At 68.0% G+C, this 17481-nt stretch carries 14 protein-coding genes; 8 read left to right on the top strand and 6 right to left on the bottom strand.

All coding sequences use genetic code 11. The annotated features are described in order from the left end of the window. Window positions 1-150: 150 nt before the first annotated feature. Entirely contained in the window at window positions 151-309 is a 159-nt protein-coding gene (locus tag ACIBG5_RS43345; protein ID WP_012922897.1) for a DUF5679 domain-containing protein, read from the bottom strand. A gap of 645 nt (window positions 310-954) precedes the next feature. Between ACIBG5_RS43345 and ACIBG5_RS43340 the strand changes: the two genes are divergently transcribed. Continuing rightward, window positions 955-1380, top strand: a complete 426-nt coding sequence (locus ACIBG5_RS43340) for a M48 family metallopeptidase (protein WP_396397945.1) — start codon at window positions 955-957, stop codon at window positions 1378-1380. Window positions 1381-1587: 207 nt separating this feature from the next. Then, the gene (locus ACIBG5_RS43335; protein WP_396397942.1) at window positions 1588-3780 is read left to right on the top strand and encodes an MMPL family transporter; all 2193 of its coding nucleotides are present in this window, start codon (window positions 1588-1590) and stop codon (window positions 3778-3780) included. 390 nt (window positions 3781-4170) lie between these two features. Here the strand turns inward: ACIBG5_RS43335 and ACIBG5_RS43330 are convergent, their stop codons facing one another. Then, on the bottom strand, window positions 4171-4755 hold the full coding sequence (locus ACIBG5_RS43330) for a CGNR zinc finger domain-containing protein (protein WP_396397941.1): 585 nt from the start codon (window positions 4753-4755) through the stop codon (window positions 4171-4173). Between the two features lie 67 nt (window positions 4756-4822). Here ACIBG5_RS43330 and ACIBG5_RS43325 point away from each other — a divergent pair, with 67 nt between their 5' ends. Next, window positions 4823-5998: an MFS transporter gene (locus ACIBG5_RS43325; RefSeq protein WP_396397940.1), complete on the top strand. Its 1176-nt coding sequence runs from the start codon at window positions 4823-4825 to the stop codon at window positions 5996-5998. Here the strand turns inward: ACIBG5_RS43325 and ACIBG5_RS43320 are convergent. Next, window positions 5967-8228: an FdhF/YdeP family oxidoreductase gene (locus ACIBG5_RS43320; RefSeq protein ID WP_396397939.1), complete on the bottom strand. Its 2262-nt coding sequence runs from the start codon at window positions 8226-8228 to the stop codon at window positions 5967-5969. The two genes, ACIBG5_RS43325 and ACIBG5_RS43320, sit on opposite strands and share 32 nt — an antisense overlap. 146 nt (window positions 8229-8374) lie before the next feature. Here ACIBG5_RS43320 and ACIBG5_RS43315 point away from each other — a divergent pair, with 146 nt between their 5' ends. The 3 genes from ACIBG5_RS43315 (at window position 8375) to ACIBG5_RS43305 (ending at window position 12296) form a co-directional block, all read left to right on the top strand. Continuing rightward, on the top strand, window positions 8375-9103 hold the full coding sequence (locus tag ACIBG5_RS43315) for a 3-hydroxybutyrate dehydrogenase (protein ID WP_396397938.1): 729 nt from the start codon (window positions 8375-8377) through the stop codon (window positions 9101-9103). 40 nt (window positions 9104-9143) lie between these two features. Then, window positions 9144-10445: an MFS transporter gene (locus ACIBG5_RS43310; protein ID WP_396397937.1), complete on the top strand. Its 1302-nt coding sequence runs from the start codon at window positions 9144-9146 to the stop codon at window positions 10443-10445. Window positions 10446-10514: 69 nt separating this feature from the next. Next, complete coding sequence (locus ACIBG5_RS43305; protein WP_396397936.1) at window positions 10515-12296, top strand: helix-turn-helix domain-containing protein; 1782 nt, start codon at window positions 10515-10517, stop codon at window positions 12294-12296. A 52-nt stretch (window positions 12297-12348) separates the two neighbouring features. Here the strand turns inward: ACIBG5_RS43305 and ACIBG5_RS43300 are convergent, their stop codons facing one another. Further along, window positions 12349-13281 (bottom strand): NADP-dependent oxidoreductase, encoded by a 933-nt coding sequence (locus ACIBG5_RS43300; RefSeq protein WP_396397935.1) that lies wholly within the window; start codon window positions 13279-13281, stop codon window positions 12349-12351. 114 nt (window positions 13282-13395) lie between these two features. Between ACIBG5_RS43300 and ACIBG5_RS43295 the strand changes: the two genes are divergently transcribed. Further along, the gene (locus ACIBG5_RS43295) at window positions 13396-13803 is read left to right on the top strand and encodes a winged helix-turn-helix transcriptional regulator (RefSeq protein WP_396397934.1); all 408 of its coding nucleotides are present in this window, start codon (window positions 13396-13398) and stop codon (window positions 13801-13803) included. Next, window positions 13800-14411, top strand: coding sequence for a DUF2064 domain-containing protein (locus ACIBG5_RS43290; protein ID WP_396397933.1), 612 nt, complete (start codon window positions 13800-13802; stop codon window positions 14409-14411). The genes ACIBG5_RS43295 and ACIBG5_RS43290 overlap by 4 nt, the downstream gene beginning before the upstream one ends. A 1476-nt stretch (window positions 14412-15887) precedes the next feature. Here the strand turns inward: ACIBG5_RS43290 and ACIBG5_RS43285 are convergent. Together ACIBG5_RS43285 and ACIBG5_RS43280 are read right to left on the bottom strand one after the other, a co-directional pair. Next, on the bottom strand, window positions 15888-16685 hold the full coding sequence (locus ACIBG5_RS43285) for a ferritin-like domain-containing protein (protein WP_396397932.1): 798 nt from the start codon (window positions 16683-16685) through the stop codon (window positions 15888-15890). A 168-nt stretch (window positions 16686-16853) separates the two neighbouring features. Continuing rightward, the gene (locus tag ACIBG5_RS43280; RefSeq protein WP_396397931.1) at window positions 16854-17435 is read right to left on the bottom strand and encodes an NUDIX hydrolase; all 582 of its coding nucleotides are present in this window, start codon (window positions 17433-17435) and stop codon (window positions 16854-16856) included. Between the last annotated feature and the right edge of the window lie 46 nt (window positions 17436-17481).

Here is a 17481-nt window from a genome sequence, read left to right as displayed (position 1 = left end):
GGGGGTGGGGGGGGCGGGGCGGGCGCCGCCCGCGGGGGTGGGGGGGGTGTCCCACCCCCAACCGGGGGGGGGGGGGCCCCCCCCGGGGGGGGGGGGGGGGGGGGCCCCCCCGGGGGGCCCCCCCCCCCCCCGCCCCTACGACTTGGTGCGTCAGGCCTTGCCGAGGATCCGGTTCAGGTTCGTACCGCACTCGGGGCACTTGGCCTTGGCCATGCGCGTGCCCTTGTCGTTGACCTTGACCTCGCCGTCGGCGGTGCGCTTGGCCTTGCACTTGACGCAGTAGAACTCGCCGCTCCAGGTCTCTGCCATGAGGGCCCTCTCCTTGCTCTGAATACCAGCCGGGGCTCTCGCCCCAGGCCGTCGTGGATGCTAACGGCAGACCGTCCTGCCGTAGGCCGTTCGGCCCAGTCGGGATTCACCCTACGGCAGGCGGGAGCAGGCTCAAGCGCACCTGCCGGACCGCGTGCCGCTCAGAAGCCCCGAGGAAAGCCTTTTCCAAGCCGTCTGGCAGCACCAGAACAGGCTCCCGGTGGTCCGCCTTCGGAACCGCTCGGCTTCCCCTCCGAACGGCCCCGGAGGCGGTCCGGGAGCCTGTTGACCATGACGCTAGGAGGCGGGCGCCGCGCAGGCAAGCCCCGGTTGTCCACGCCTGTGGATAACTCTGTGTGCAACCTGTGGGACGCGCCGCCGGGGGCTGTGGACGGGCGGGGGAACAGGGTGTGAACAACCGGAATCGGCCGGCCCAAGATCTGGCGTCTGACCTGCGGAAACGCTGATGCACAGGATGTGGACAGAAGAAACTTGTCGGATTCTGGGGGTACGTTTTGACCCATGGCCGACTCTCCACCGCGCTCGACCCCTGGCCCGATCCCGCCGTACGTCGACATCCGCCGCAGCAAGCGGCGCAAGCGGACCGTCAGCGCCTACCGGGACGGGGAGCGTGTGGTCGTGCTGATGCCCGACCGGCTGTCCGCCGCGGAGGAGGCACGCTGGGTCGAGACCATGCTGGCGCGGCTGGAGAAGCAGCGCAGCCGATCTCGCGTGTCGGACGAAAAATTGTTGTCCAGAGCACACGAACTCGCGTGTCGGCATCTTCCAGAAGTGCCCGAACCTGCGTCTGTGAGGTGGGTTTCGAACCAAAACAGACGGTGGGGATCCTGCACTCCGGCGGACAGATCGATCCGTTTGTCCACCCGGCTGCAGGCGATGCCCGCCTGGGTGGTCGACTACGTCCTCATCCACGAGCTCGCCCATCTGGTCGAACCGGCCCACAACGCGGCCTTCTGGGAGCTCGTCCACCGTTACCCCAAGGCTGAGCGTGCGGAGGGGTATCTGGAGGGTGTTTCGGCCGCGTCCTCGCTCAATCTCGACGAATTCTGACTGCGGCCCGCACCCGTCCGATCACGCCCCGACAGCCCCCGAGAGCCACTCAGGGGCCGGGGTGGGGCTGGCTTCAGGGTGCACTCGGTGGCTTCCTCCATAGTGGTGACCCCCCTGTCCCAGCCAGGCTTTTGACCTGTAGCCAGTGCCCACGCCAGGGAGCGCTGGTGCGGGGCGCCTGAGGGGGCGCAGAGGGGCAGGGAAGTTATGGCCAGGGGACAGATCACGGTCCGGGCGGCGCGATGGAGCGCCACCCATCCGTGGCGGGCGATGGCGATGTGGGTGGTCGTCGTGATCGCCTGTTTCGCCGTCGGCTCGATGACCGGGACCAAGGAGTCCGAGAACGAGGGCGACATCGGCGAGGTGACCCGGGCCGACAACATCGTCAAGTCCGGCAACTTCGCCGACCCGGACGTGGAGAGCGTGCTGATCACCTCGCCGTCCGGAACGCTCGACCAGGCGGAGGCGACCAAGGCCGCCGGCGTGGTGATCCAGCGGATGCGCGCCCTCGGTGGGGTCGCGGAGGTCGCTCAGCCGATGCCGTCGCCGAAGAAGGACGCGCTGATCGTCCAGGTGACCCTGAAGGACGGCGACGGGGACAACCGGGTCCAGCCGCTGCAGGACACCACCGCCCAGATCCAGCAGCAGTACCCGACGCTGCGGATCGAAGAGGTCGGCGGACTGTCGATCGACAAGGCGCTGAACGAGACGCTCGGCAAGGACTTCAAGCGCGCCGAGATCTTCAGCCTGCCGGTGACACTCGCGATCCTCTTGATCGCGTTCGGCGCACTGATCGCGGCGTCCGTACCGCTTCTGCTCGCGCTGTCAGCCGTCGCGGCGGCGATCGGCCTGTCCGCGGCCGCATCCCAGCTGATCCCGGCCGTCGACGCGGTGAACAGCGTCATCCTGCTGATCGGTATGGCGGTCGGCGTCGACTACTCACTCTTCTACCTGCGTCGCGAACGTGAGGAACGCGCGAAGGGCCGCGGGCACGTCGACGCGGTCGAGATCGCGGCAGCGACGTCAGGCCACGCCGTCGTCGTCTCCGGTACGGCGGTCATCATCTCGATGGCCGGGTTGTTCCTGGCCCGGGACGCGGTGTTCTCGTCGTTCGCGGTCGGCTCGATCCTGGTCGTCGCGGTGGCCGTCGTCGGTTCGCTGACCGTGCTGCCCGCCGTACTGGCGAAGCTCGGTCGCTGGGTGGACCGGCCGCGGATCCCGCTGGTGTGGCGGTTGACCGCGAGCAAGGCCAAGCCGCGGTTCTGGCCGGCCGTGCTGAAGCCGGCGCTCAAGCACCCGGTCGCCACGCTGATGATCGCCGTCGTCGCACTGCTCGCGGTCGCGTCGCCGGCGCTGGGGATGACGCTGAAGTTCCCCGGCACCGAGGATCTGCCGCGCGACACCGCGGTGATGAAGGCGTACGACCGGCTCACCGCGGCCTTCCCGAGCACCGGGACGAGCCACGAGGTCGCCGTCCGTGCGCCGGCCAACCAGGCGCCCGCGGTCAAGGCCGCACTGGCCGACCTGGTGAAGCGCACGCAGGACGACAAGCTGTTCGCGCAGGACGGTCTGGAGGAGCCGCGGGTCTCGAAGGACGGAACCGTGACCACGCTCGAGGTCGCCACACCGTACGAGGGCGGTAGCCAGGAGGCGCGTGACTCGCTGACCAAGCTGCGCAAGGAACTGATGCCGGAGACGGTCGGCAAGGTGCCGGGAGCCGAGTACGCCGTCGGCGGGTTCGTCGCCGCGGACGTCGACTACGCGGCACACACCCGGGCGAAGCTGCCGCTCGTGATCGGATTCGTGCTGCTGCTGACGATGATCGTGATGATGGTGACGTTCCGGTCCGTGGTGGTCGCAGTCACCGCGATCGGGCTGAATCTGCTGAGTGCGGCCGCGGCGTACGGCGTGGTGACCGCGGTCTTCCAGAACACCTGGGCCGAGGGGATCCTCGACTTCCGCTCGAACGGTGCGGTCGTGTCCTGGTTGCCGCTGTTCCTCTTCGTGGTGCTGTTCGGTCTGTCGATGGACTACCACGTGTTCGTCGTCAGCCGGATTCGTGAGGCGGTACTGCGCGGCGTACCGACGAAGAAGGCTGTGGCCGACGGCATCACCGGATCGGCCGGTGTGGTCACCAGCGCGGCGGCCGTCATGATCGGGGTGTTCGCGGTCTTCGCGACGCTGAGCACGCTCGACATGAAGCAGCTCGGCGTCGGCCTGGCCGTCGCGATCCTGCTCGACGCCACGATCATCCGGGCGGTCGTCCTGCCGAGCGTGATGATCCTGCTCGGCGACGCGAACTGGTGGGCGCCGAAGTGGCTGCGCCGCAAGCCCTCCAAGCACGCGAGCCAGCCGCCTGCGGCCCCGGAGGAGGAGCGCGAACTGACCCCGGTCGGCTGATCCAGGCGGTACGACGCCCCACCCGGCAAGTGGGTGGGGCGTCGTCCGTTGGCGCGTAAAGATGGCGTCGTGCGCACCGAGGATCTGACCGAACTGGCCGAGATCGTCCTGACCGTCGAGCGCCCGCATCCGGTGCGCGTCGCGATCGACGGATGCTCCGCGGCGGGGAAGACGACGCTCGCGGACGAGTTGGCCGACGTCCTGCGGGTCCGCAGCCAGCTCCTGGTCCCGCTCGGCCCGGGTGGCGGCCGCAGGTACGTCACTGGGATCAGGAGCGCTACCGCACCAGGTACATCCCGGGCGAGCGGATGTACGTCGACCAGGTCCAGCCGCGGTCCCGTGCACAGATCGTCGTGGACAACGAGGATCCGGCCAACCCGACGCTCACTGTCAACTGATAGGCGAGCCTTGGCGGGCTCGGTGGGCGGCGGCTTTCACCCGGCTCTGGCACTGCGGTGAGCAGAAGCGGCGTTGGCCGTTGCGGGAGACGTCGACGAAGACGCGATCGCACTGTGGGGCCGCACAGACTCCGAGGCGGCCGGCCAGGTCGCTGCCCAGCGCGAGTGCGAGACCGGCGGCGCAGCCGGCTGCCCAGCCGTTGACCAGACCGTCGTCCAGACCGTGGAAGTGCAGGCTCCAGCCTTTGTCTCTTCTGTCCAGTTGCGGTCGCGCGTTGGTGTCCAGCAGCAGCGCGTTCACCTCGTCAGCGGCCCGGTCGAGATCGCCCGAGTGCGCCGACTCGAAGACGATCCGCATCCGTCCGGCCAACTCGGTGAGCCGTCGCGCATCGTCCTGCCGGACGGAAGGCTGCGGATAGCCGATCGCGACCAACGCGTCGGCGACTGCCTGTGCGGCATCAGCCGGCCCGGGGAACGCCGTACCGCCGGAGAATCCGGGCGTCAGCCGGTTCACGTACTCGACGGACGCCGCCAGCACGTTCCGGGTATGACTATCAAACGACACTTGACCAGTCACGAGATCGCTCCGTAGGCTCAGGGTTGCGTGACCGATCATATCCACTTAGATAGTCATGGAGTCCGCGATGAGCGTTGCTGCGACCCTGACCGCGCCCTGGCGTGGGTTGTCCCGCGCGGTCTGGATCCTGGTGGTGGCTCGGGCGGTCAACCGGATCGGCGCGTTCACGATGCCGTTCCTGGGCGTGGTGCTCACGGTCGAGTTCGGTGCGTCGCTCGGCGAGACCGGGCTGATCCTGGCCGTCTTCGGCGCCGCCACCATCCCGTCCCGGTTGCTCGGCGGGCAGTTGGCAGACCGCCTCGGTCGCCGTCGCACGATCGTGCTCGGCCTGACCGGATGCGCCGTCGCTCAGCTGTGGATCGCGCTCAGTAGCACGCTCTGGTCCGCCGTACTGGCCGCGATCCTGCTGGGCCTGGCCTTCGAGATCTATGAACCACCCAGTCAGGCGACGATCGCTGACGTGACTGATCCGTCCGACCGCCCAGCGGCTTACGGGCTGCTCGGCGCGGCGATGGCCGCGGCTGGAGTCCTCGCCGGTCTGCTTGCGGCGGCGGTCAGTCACTGGGATCTGCGGTGGCTCTTCGTCGCCGACGCGATCACCTGCCTGTCGTGCGCCGTACTCGTCGCGCTTGCGCTTCCGGCCGACGTACGGCGGGAACATACGCCGGCGACTGCGGTGGCGGTGTGGCGGGATCGCCGGCTGGTGTTGCTGCTGGTCAGCGGCACGGTCTTCGCCACGATCTACATGCAGTTGGTGATCGGAGTGCCGCTCACCCTCCTCGAGCAAGGACTGCCGGAGTCCGGCACCGGCTTCATCCTCGCCGTGTCGGCGGTGACTCTGATCGTCGCCCAGCGCCTGCTCCGCGTGCAGAAGCTCGACGATTTCCGATCGATCGCGGTCGGCTACCTCCTGCTCGCTGCTGGACTCGTCGTCTGCGCCTTCGCGCAGACTCTCACCGTCTTCCTGCTCGCCACGGTGCTCTGGAGCGTGGGTGACCTGTTCCTGCTCACCCGCTACCTCACGCAGGCGTCCGGGCTCGCGCCTGACCACGCCCGCGGCCGGTATCTGGCCGTGTTCGGCCTGAGCTGGGGCATCGCGACCGCCATCGCGCCGCTGACGGTGACGCAGCTTCTCGAGTCCGCCGGTCCCGAGGGGCTTTGGCTGTCCAGCGCCGCGGTGGCCGCCGTACTGGCTGTGCTGCAGCCTTGGTTCAGGAGGAGGCTGGCTCCAGCCGCACCGTGAGGCCCTTGGCGACCGGGGTGTTGCTGCCCTTGGCCACGTCGTCGGCGGCCATCAGCACGTTGGTCTCCGGGTAGTACGCCGCCACGCAGCCTCGCGCGGTCGGGTAGGAGACGAGACGGAACCCGTTGGCCCGCCGCTCGACCCCCTGGAACTCGCTGATGATGTCGACGTACGCGCCGTCCTCCAGGCCCAGCTCGGCCAGGTCGTCCGGGTTCACGAAGACCACCTCACGGGTGCCGTCCACGCCGCGGTAGCGGTCCTCCAGCCCGTAGATCGTGGTGTTGAACTGGTCGTGGCTGCGTAGCGTCTGCAGCAACAGTCGACCCGGTGCCGTCGGCAACCAACTCAGGTCGTTCGCGGTGAACTGCGCCTTCGCGTCAGAGGTGTGGAACTCTCGCCGGTCGCGCGCGGCATGGGCCAGCAGGAAGCCGCCCTCGTTGGCTCGCAATCGCGTCTCGAAGTCCTCGTACCCGTCCGCGACCCGGCCGATCCGTTGCCTGATCAGGCTGTAGTCGTCGGCGAAGTCCCGCCACGGGATCTGCCCGACCTCAGGAACCAGGGCCTCCGCCAGCCCGGCGACGATGCCGATCTCCGACTTCAGCTCCGGACCTGGCGGGATCAGGTTCCCGGTGGACAGGTGTACGGCGCCCTGTGAGTCCTCCACGGTCACCGACTGCGGGCCGGCCGCGGTGTGGTCGTGGTCGGTCCGGCCGAGCGTGGGCAGGATCAGCGCCTCGCGCCCGGTGACGGTGTGGGACCGGTTCAGCTTCGTGGACACGTGCACGGTCAGATCGCAGTGCCGCAGGCCGCGGTGGACGACCTCGGTGTCGGGTGTCGCAGACGCGAAGTTGCCGCCCATCGCGAAGAAGACGCGGACCGACCCCTCCCGCAGCCGCTTCACTGTGTCGGCCGCGTCGATGCCGTGCTCGCGCGGCGAGGTGAACGAGAACTCGGCGTCGAGCTTGTCCAGGAACGTGTCCGGCATCTTCTCCCAGATGCCCATGCTGCGGTCGCCCTGGACGTTCGAGTGCCCGCGCACCGGGCACGGTCCCGCGCCGGGCTTGCCGATGTTTCCCTGCAGGAGCAGCACGTTGACGATCTCGCTGATCGTGGCGACCGCCTCACGCTGCTGGGTCAGGCCCATCGCCCAGCAGATCACCGTCGCCTTGGAGGCGATGAACCGCTGGGTGAACTCCTCGATCTCGGCGCGACGCAGGCCGGTGGCCTGTTCGACCGCGGCCCAGTCGAGCTCGGCGTTGTGCTTGGCGTACAGCTCGAAGCCGCTGGTGTGGCTGTCGATGAAGGACTTGTCCAGCACCGTGCCGGGGTTGGCCGCCTCGGCCTCGACGAGAAGGTGGCCGACGGCAAGGAACAGTGCCTGGTCGCCGCCGAGGCGGATCTGCAGGTGCTGGTCGGCCAGCGTCGTACCCTTGCCGACCCAGCCGCTGGGACGCTGCGGGTTCTTGAAGTTCATCAGACCGGGCTCGGGCAGCGGGTTCACCGAGACGATCGACCCGCCGTTGCGCTTGGCGATCTCCAGGTGGCTGAGCATCCGCGGTGCGTTGGTGCCCGGGTTCTGGCCGACGACGACGATCAGCTCGGCCTCTTCGAGCATCTCGAGCGTGACCGCGCCCTTGCCGCTGCCGATCACCCGGGACAGCGCCGTACCGGACGACTCGTGGCACATGTTCGAGCAGTCGGGGAGGTTGTTGGTGCCGTAGGCACGGACCAGAAGCTGGTAGAGGAACGCGGCCTCGTTGCTGGTCCGGCCGGAGGTGTAGAAGACGGCGTCGTTCGGGTCGACGAGGGCCTTCAGATGGCGCGCGACCACATGGAACGCCTCCTCCCAGCCGATCGGCTCGTAGTGCGTGGCGTTGGCCCGGAGCAGCATCGGCTCGGTGATCCGGCCGAGCTTGCCGAGATCGAACTCGGAGATCTCGTTCAGCTCGTCGATCGAGTGCTCGGCGAAGAAGCTGCGCGACACCCGCTTGCGGGTCGCCTCCCATGCGACCGCCTTGGCGCCGTTCTCGCAGAACTCGGCCGCGTGCTTGCGTTTGTGGTCGGGATCCGGCCAGGCGCAGGACGGACAGTCGAAGCCGCCGTCCTGGTTCATCTTCAGGAAGACCTTGCCGGTCCGGGCCGGGCCCATCTCGCGGAAGCCGAACTTGAACGACGACAGCACCGCCGGAACGCCGGCGGCCTTCTTCTTCGGCTGTTCGATATCGACCATGCTTCCACGATAGTTCGATCTATCACTGTCGGCAGGTTTGATAGACGTGACTGTGGACAAGTAGCGCCTGAATCCACATCGCTCGGCAATGTTGTGTGGCCCGATCCCATAGTGCGGCCGAGGGCGGATTCCTACAGTCATCGGCCATGGAGACCCGTCGAGCCCTGATCACCGGAGCCGCGTCCGGCATCGGCGCCGCCTGTGCACGGCGGCTCGCGGCCGACGGCGTACACGTTATCGCTGTCGACCACGACCCGGATGGGCTCGATGCCCTTGACGGTGTGGAGCCCGTGGTGGCCGATCTGGCTGATCTGGACCGTCTGGCCGATCTCCCGACGGACGTGGACATCCTGATCAACAATGCCGGGGTCCAGCAGGTCGCTCCGGTCGAGCAGTTTCCACCGGAGCGGTTCAGCTACATCCTGCGGCTCATGCTCGAGTCGCCGTTCCGTCTGATCCGCCAGACCCTCCCGCACATGTACGGCGCCGGCTGGGGACGGGTCGTCAACATCAGCTCGGTGCACGGACTCCGGGCCAGCCCGTTCAAGGCGGCGTACGTCGCTGCCAAGCACGGACTGGAAGGACTCAGCAAGGTCGTCGCACTGGAAGGTGCGGCCCACGGGGTCACCAGCAACTGTGTGAACCCGGCCTATGTGCGTACGCCGCTCGTCACCGCGCAGCTCGCGGACCAGGCGGCGACCCACGGACTGTCCGAGGCAGAGGTGCTGGAGAAGGTCATGCTCGAGCCGGTCGCGGTGAAGCGCCTGATCGAGCCGGCCGAAGTGGCGGAGCTGGTCGCGCTGCTGTGCGGTCCGGCCTCCGCCTCCATCACGGGGAGCTCATTCGTACTCGACGGCGGCTGGACTGCCCACTAGCAGTGTTCTGGACCGCCCACTAGCAGTGTTGGAGCCCGCCATGACAGCAACAGAACCGGTCCGCACCCGGACGCCGATCGCCCGGGTGGTCGGCGCGAGTCTCGTCGGCACCACCGTCGAGTGGTACGACTTCTTCCTCTACGGCGTTGCCGCCTCGGTGGTGTTCGGCGATCTGTTCTTCCCCAAGGGTGAGGAACTCACCGGCACGCTGCTGAGCTTCGCCACCTTCGCCGTCGGGTTCTTCGCCCGCCCGATCGGCGGAGTGGTGTTCGGCCACTACGGCGACCGCTTGGGTCGCAAGAACCTGCTGGTGCTGTCGCTGTTGATGATGGGCCTCGCCACCTTCGCCATCGGCCTGCTGCCGACGTACGCACAGGTCGGTGCGCTCGCTCCGGTCCTGCTGACCGTGCTGCGGCTCATCCAGGGCTTCGCACTCGGTGGTGAGTGGGGCGGCGCCGTACTGATCGTCTCTGAGCACGGCGACCCCGCGCGACGTGGCTTCTGGGCCTCCTGGCCGCAGGCGGGTGCGCCGGCGGGTCAGTTGATCGCGAACGGCGTACTGGCCGGGCTGGCGGCGTTCCAGTCGGACGCTGCCTTCGACTCCTGGGGCTGGCGCATTCCGTTCCTGCTGTCCGCCGTACTGGTGCTCGTCGGACTGTGGGTGCGGCTGCGGATCGAGGAGTCGCCGGTGTTCAAGGAGGCGCAGGCCAAGCAGCAGCCGGAGGACAAGCTGCCGCTGATCGAGGTGCTCACCCGCTACCCGCGCGAGGTGCTGACCGCGATGGGCGCCCGGATGGCGGAGAACGTCAGCTACTACATCTTCACGATCGTGATCGCGACGTACGCCAAGGAACACCTGGGGATGGACAAGTCCTTCGCGCTGAACGCCGTACTCATCGGTGCCGCCGTGCACTTCTTCGCCATCCCGATGTGGGGTGCGCTGTCCGACCGTGTCGGCCGCAAGCCGGTGTACCTGATCGGTGCGGTCGGGGTTGGTGTCTGGGGGTTCTTGTTCGTGGCGATGGTTGATACCAAGAACTTCGCTCTGGCGACGCTGGCGGTGACTGTCGGGCTGGTGTTGCACGGTGCGATGTATGGGCCGCAGGCATCCTTCTTCACCGAGCTGTTCGGCACTCGGGTCCGGTACTCCGGTGTGTCGGTGGGCTATCAGTTGGCGTCGATCATCGCGGGCGGTCTGGCGCCGTTCATCGCGGTGGCACTGCTGAAGGCGTACGACTCCGGCTACGCGATCGCCGTGTACGTCGCGGTGTGCGCGGTCATCTCGATCGTCGCGGTCACGTCGTACTCCGAAACCCGTCGTCGGGACCTGACCGCCCTCTGATCCCCACTCCAACTCTTCCCTTCCTTCGGGACCATCCTCGACAGGACCCGTGCGGCAGCCGGAGGTGGCATGATCGCGAAGATGGAGGAGCTTCTGCGGCTGTTGGCCGAGGATGCGTCCGGGAGCGAGTTGGCCCGGGCTGCTGGCGAGGACGCGGTGGCACGCGACCTCGCTCTGCGGATCCGGGCCGGCATCGACGCCAGCAAGAAGCGTGAGGCCGAACTGTCCGCCCTGGTCGACGTCGCCCGCGAACTCGCGTCGGCCCGCGACCCGGGCGGCGTACTCGACACCATCGTGCACCGTGCGCGCACCCTCCTCGGTGCGGACGTCGCCTATCTGACCTTGTACGACGACGCCCGCGGCGACACGTACATGCGGGCGACCGACGGGTCCGTGTCGGCGGCCTTCCAGCAGGTCCGGCTTCCTCTGGGCGCCGGACTCGGCGGTCTGGTCGCCAAAACGTACAAGCCCTACTGGACTGCCGACTACCCGTCGGACCGGCGCTTCCGGCACACCTCTTCGATCGACCACGCGGTCGGAGAGGAGGGACTGGTAGCCATCTGCGGTACGCCGCTCGTCGTCGACGGAGCGTTCGTCGGGGTGCTGTTCGCTTCCAACCGGACGCGGCGACCGTTCAGCCAGGACGAGGTGTCGTTGCTGGGGTCGCTGGCGGCGCTGGCGGCTGTGACCATCGTGCAGGTACGGGCGGCGGCCGAGACTGCTGCCGCTCTGGATCAGCTGTCTGCCGCCCACGCCGGCACCGAGCATGCTGCCGCGGCGCACGACCGGTTCGCCGGGATCGTGTTGTCTGGTGGCGATGTGGATGCGATCGCCGCTGCGCTGGCCGAGCTGCTGGACGTGTGGGTCGTGCTGGTCGATGCCGTGGGCAATGAGTTGGCTGTGGCCGGTGACACGCGCGGTGCTGTGGTGCGGTGGCAGGAGTCCGAGTCCGGGCGGTTGACCAGGGTCGGTGACTGCTGGGTTGTTGCGGCAACGGCGAAAGGGGAGCGGCTCGGTGCGCTGGTGATCGGCGGCGTCGAAGAGCTCTCTGGCGCGGACCAGCGGATCGTGGAGCGGGCCGCTGTTGTCACTGCGCTCGTTCTGCTGTTCCGTCGGCAGGCCGCGGAGCAGTCGCAGCGTGCTCAAGCTGATCTGCTGGCTGATGTACTCAGTGGTGCCGCCGACCCGAGGACGCTGACCGACCGACTCCGGTTGCTTGCGCCGAATCGCCGGCACGACCGTCTGGTGGTGGCTGTTTGTCGTGGCGACCAGGCCGCCGTACGCGCTCGGCTGTCGGCGCCGTTGGAGGACAAGCTCGTGCTGTCTGGTCCTTACGGTGGTGACTTGGTGCTGCTGTTCTCCCGTGCGGACGCTACGGCTGCTGCGCGGGAGTTGGCTGAGGTCGCGAAGCGCACCGGCGCCACGATCGGGGTGACTGGTCCGGCGGCTTGGGGCGAGCCCTTGGTCGACTCGCATCGGCAGGCGGTCCGTCTGGTGGGGACGATGCTGCGGCTCGGCCGCATTGGTGAGTCTGCGACTCCGGACGACCTTGGTGTCGCCGGCTTGGTCGGTGCGGCGGACGTCGACGTACAGGCCCATGTGCAGCACGTCCTGGGCGCCGTACTTGAGTACGACGCCCAGCGCGGTACCGACCTGATCGGGACGCTCCGGGCGTACTTCGCGGCAGGCCAGAGCCCGACACGAGCCGCCACCGCGTTGCACATCCACCCGAACACAGTGCAGCAGCGCCTGGACCGGATCGGGGCTTTGCTGGCCGATGGATGGCAGGCGCCGGAGCGCGCCCTGGACATCCAGGTCGCACTCCGACTCCACCAAGCCATCAAGGGCTGAACGGTTCGCTGCCTTAGGGAACGCCTCGCTGCCTTAGGGAACGGCTCGCTGCCTAGGGGATGAGGACGAGCCTGCCTCGGACGCCTCCGTTGGCGAGCCGCTTGTAAGCCTGTGCCGCCTCTTGCAGCGGATAGGTGTCCGCTACCCGGGTCGTGATCGCGCCGGCTTCGGCCAAGACCACGAGCTCCGTCAGCTCTGCGCGATTCGCGTGGACAAAGATCTGATGCACCGTGATGTTGCGGAGATGCGGCGGCGTCGGGCCAGCCTGGACGTGCGCATGCTGACCACCATTGCGGACCGCCTCCTGCGCCCCGACGCCGATGACCGCGGCATCCACCAGACAGTCAACACCGGCCGGAACGATCGCATGCACCGCGGCAGTCAGATCCTCCGTCCGCGACACAAAGTGATCTGCGCCAAGGCGTCGTACCAGATCCTCGTCCTCCGCAGCAGCGCTGGCGACAACCGTTAGCCCAAAGTGCTTTGCGATCTCGACGGCGTACCCACCGACCCCGCCCGCCGCACCGGTGATGAGCACGAACTGACCGAGAGTAAGTTGAACGGCTTTCAAGGCCTGCAGCGCGGTCAGCGCGTTCAATGCGATCGTCGACGCCGCCGTCAGATCCAGATTCCTCGGAGCCGGCGCGACCGCGTCGGCGTTGAGTACGACGTACTCCGCATGTGTCTTGAGTGGCCGGCCAAGCAGGTCAGCCAGTCCGATCACCGGCGTGCCTTCAACCAGGTCGACCGCCGGTCCCGCCGCGTCGATCGTGCCGGCGACGTCCCACCCGAGGCCGAACTGTTCCCGGGCCGCGGTGACGCCGTACTGAACCGCTCCGCCGCCGCTGACCACGACGTCGACCGGGTTGACCGCGGCGGCGGCCACTTTGATCCGGACCTGACCGTGGCCCGGTTCCGGTACCGGGGTCTCGATCAGCTCGAGTGCGTCCGGCCCGTCGAGCCGGAGGGCGACCAATGCGCGCATATCGTCTGTCTCCTTGTGGTGCTGCGTTTTTCGTTGGCGAACACCACTTTCGGAGAGTTACTCTCTGCCGGGAAGTACGCACGTCGTAGTGCGTATCGCACGACGAGGAGAGCCATGCCGACCCGCACCGCCGCTCAGCTCCGCGAACAAGCCGCCCGCGAGTACGACGCGTTCCTGGCGACCTGCCCGGCGCGGCAACTGCTGGACCGCATCAGCGACAAGTGGGTCACGCTCATCCTGTCCGCTCTGGCTGACGGCCCGCTGCGGTACTCGGACCTGTCTCGTCGCATCGCCGGCGTCAGTCAGAAGATGCTCACGCAGACGCTCCGCTCGCTGGAACGTGACGGTCTGCTCAGCCGCTCGGTGACCCCGTCTGTACCGGTCCGCGTCGACTACGAACTCACGACGCTCGGCGAGACGCTGATGCCGCTCATCGCCTCGATCAAGGGCTGGGCCGAGACCCACATGACCGAGGTCAACGCCGCCCGGTCCCAGTACGACGACGTGAGCGCATCCGCATGACCGACCGGCGTGTGGTGGTTCTCGTCGTACCTGCCACTGGTAGTTGGGCCCCGCCCGGCCGTGACGCCGAGGCGTGGCGCTTGGCGTTGGCTGAGGACACCTACGAGGTCCTGGCCGCGCTGGACCGGGTGGACGTTGCCGTAGCGGTGGTCGGCGCTGACGAGTCCGCGCTGGAGTCGGTGAGTGCGCTGACCTGGCCCGGCACACCGGTGTACGCCGTCGACGCCGCGCGACCCGTACTCGATGCGGTGGAACTCGCCGGTCCGGCTGCCGCGGTTGTCGCCGTGAGCCACGACGTACCTGATCTGCCCGGTCTGCTGATCGGCAAGCTCTTCCGCTCGCTGAGCACCGCGGACATCGCCGTCACTCCCTCCGAGGACGGGACGCTCGCGGCGATCGGCGTACGTCTGCCAGCTGCTGATTGGGTCTCGACTGCCGCTCCGACGTTCGACACGCCTCTAGCTGAGCTCGAGGCGGTGAAGCCCCGCAGGCATGCTGTCGGGATCGGACCTGGATGGCACCGTCTGCGATCGAGTGCTGACATTGCGCGACTGGATCCGGGCCTCGAGGGCTGGGATGCAACTCGTTCCCTACTTCGTCACGCCTGACCCGTCACCTTCTTGCTCCCGGCTCGTTCACCATGCAGCAGGGCTTCTGGGGGAAGCCCAGCCGTCACCCGCTGGCCCCGTCGATGCCGTTCAGGGGCGGTGATCGACCACCAGCAAGTGACGCAACATCGCGACACCGCACCGGGGGTGCGGCCAACACATCGGGGAACCGGGGACCAGGCGCCAAGGTCCTCACGCAACCGCCAACCCTCCACTCGGGAGGCAACTGGCGGCGCACAACCGTAGGGATCACGGGGGACGTAGGTCCTGCACGGGGGCAGGGCTGAAGCGGGGCGCTCTAACAGCGGGGGATTGCACGGAGGCACGACAGCGGGGCCATGCGAGGGACCTGTACCCGGGCGAGAGCAAGGGGGATCGCAGGGGTTGGCGGGGAACGGAGGATCCACGGTGAAATGCAGGGCGGGGGAAGTGCCAGGGCGGGGGATTGCAGGAGCGAAGTACGGCGGGTGGGGCTGTTCGCGACGGGAGCGCCCGGGGGGTAGCGGGAAATACGGGGGCCACGGGGGATGGGCGGCCGTGGGGGGATGCACGGGGGAAGTGCGACGGGGAGAACTACACGCACGCGGGTGAGACGACGGGGGATCTCGCGGGGGAAGGGCCACGGGGATGCACGGCTGCGGGGATGCACGGGGGAAGTACGACTGTGGGGCTGTCCGCGGTTGAGATCAACGGGGGTCGCGGAGAACCGGGCAGCGGGGAACGGGGCTCCACGGGGGATCGCGTGGGGGAGCAGGGACTCCACGGGGGATCGCGTGGGGGAGCAGGGACTCCACGGGGGAGTGCAGCGAACGGAGATCGCATGGGAGAGCGGGGAACCGGGGGGTTCCACGGGGGCCGCAGGTCGCGGGAATTGCACGGAGCCACGGGGAGCAGGGAAAGCACGGCAGGGGACTGCGGGGGAAGTAGGAATGCGGCAACTGGGGGCATCTGCGCACGTGGGTGAGCAACGGAGGCACCGTGCGGACGCGGGGACGCACGGGCAGCGCAGGAACGGAAACTGCATCGGGAAGCCGGCCAGCGGGAGTACGCCGAGTGCAGGACAGCGGCGGACCTGCGGAAAGGTGGAAGCGGGATCGCACGGGGGGAGCGGGACGGGGATTGGTCGGGGGAGCTGTCAGCGGGCGTACGCGGAGGGACTGCGGGGCTCGCAGAGATACGGGATGGAATCGCACGCGGGTAAGCGGGAGGGCGCGGATCGCGCGGTGGCGGGGGCGGGGCTCGCGTGCGGGAATCGCGGATCGCACGGGCAGCGGGACCGGGACTGCGCGGGGGGGCGGGAGCATTCGTAGCAAGGACAGTGGGGCCGCGGGGGATGTGGCGCAATGCTGTGGCGCTGCAGTGCGTCGTTGGGGAAGCCCGGGGGATCCAGGTGTGTGGTGGGTGGTGGGTGGGCTGGGCTTGGTGATCAGGCCCACAGGTAGGCGGCCAGCCGGCTGGTGGGAAGTGGCGCGGGGGTTAGCCGGGGTGGATGTTGTATTTGGTTAGTTCTTTTTCTACTAGGTGGAGGGATCGCTGGCCGGGGAGGGCGTCGATTTTGGCGTCTATTTTGCGGACTTCGGCCAGGCCGTGTTCGCCGCCGTACAGGTAGGTGAGCATGTGCTTCACCTCGGCCGGCGGCATGATCGTCGAGCCGACGATGCCCCATCCCTTGGAGAGTGCGAAGCGGGCGATCTTCTGAGCCTTCTTGCTGCGGAGCAGGCGGTCGCGTGCCTGGCTGCTGTAGAACGCGACGTGCCGGGTCTCCTGCTTCGCGATCCGCTTGAGGATCTCGGTCAGGACCGGGTGATCCTCGGACTGGATCAGCCGTGTGTACGCCGAATGTGCGCACCACTCGTTGATCGCGCCCCACGCCATGTGCGTGGCGATGAAGTCCTCGCCGATGATGTTCGCCAGCAATGACTGCCGAATCGGCGCGAGCCGGTCACGCCAACCGAGCCGGGAACGGACCGCGCGGGTGTGCTCGGGCCCGGTCGGGACGCCGTGCCGCTCGAGCACCTCGTCCAGTACTTCGCCGTGCCAGTACTCCTCGAGGTTCCACATCGTCAGGAAGACGGTGACCTCGGGATCGGCGTGCGACGGTGTAACGAGCAGATCGCGCAGGTAGCAGACGGTGTGCGTCTCCACATCGCTCATATAGCTGAGGCAACGCAGCGCGTCATCGGACAGCGGCTGGGTCTCGAACGTGGACATGTCGAGGTCGTCCCAGCGGATGCGGGTCGAAGTCTGGGCGTAGTGATCGATGTCGAAGCTCACGGACATCCTTCGGCACACTCGGGCGACCGGATGGCCGCGATCCGACGAATGACAACGAGCGTACGACCTCCGCCCGACAGTTAGCCATCAAGTTGCCCGACAACGTCCTGCCATTCACGCCACTCGTCGGAGACGCCTGATTCGCGCCCTCCCGAGCAGTTGGAGAAGTCACCCGGAAGAAACGCTCCCGGCGCTGTGAGCAAGTCGCCGAGTCGCTCTCGCTGCGAGTTCCTCGACCACGTGATCCGCGCTCTCGGGAAGCGCGTTGATCGGGAACCAAGCGAGGTCGTGAGACTCCTCGCTGACCACGTAGTCAGTACCAACAGTCGCGGTCACAAGGAACTGCACGTCCAGATGGAATGTTCCCGCACACCCGCCGGCGAGGATCTCGTGACGGGACAGTTGAAGCGGTGACGGATCGATCGACAGGTCCGTCAGCCCAGACTCTTCCGTAGCCTCGCGCAGTGCAGCTCCGGCCAGCGTGCTGTCGCCGTTCTCGCAGTGTCCGCCGAGTTGCAGCCATCGCCCGACGGTCTTGTGCAGCGTGAGCAGCGCCCGGCTGCCCGTCGCGTCCACCACCAGCGCGCTCGCCGTCAGGTGCTCCGGCCGGCAACTGCGCCACATCGCGTCCGGGTGCTCTGCCAGCCATCGCAGGTAGTGCTCCCGGAGCTCTGCTTGCGTACCGTCGGGCGCACGCCACCCGTCCAACGTCATCACCGCATCGTCATGAAGCACCAGGTCAGTCTCCATGACGCCACCCCCAAAACTCATCGCGCGCCTCCAGATGATCAGCCCG

This window comes from Kribbella sp. NPDC050241 (genome assembly GCF_044459685.1).
Lineage (GTDB): Bacteria > Actinomycetota > Actinomycetes > Propionibacteriales > Kribbellaceae > Kribbella.
This window is presented reverse-complemented; position numbering and strand designations above follow the sequence as displayed.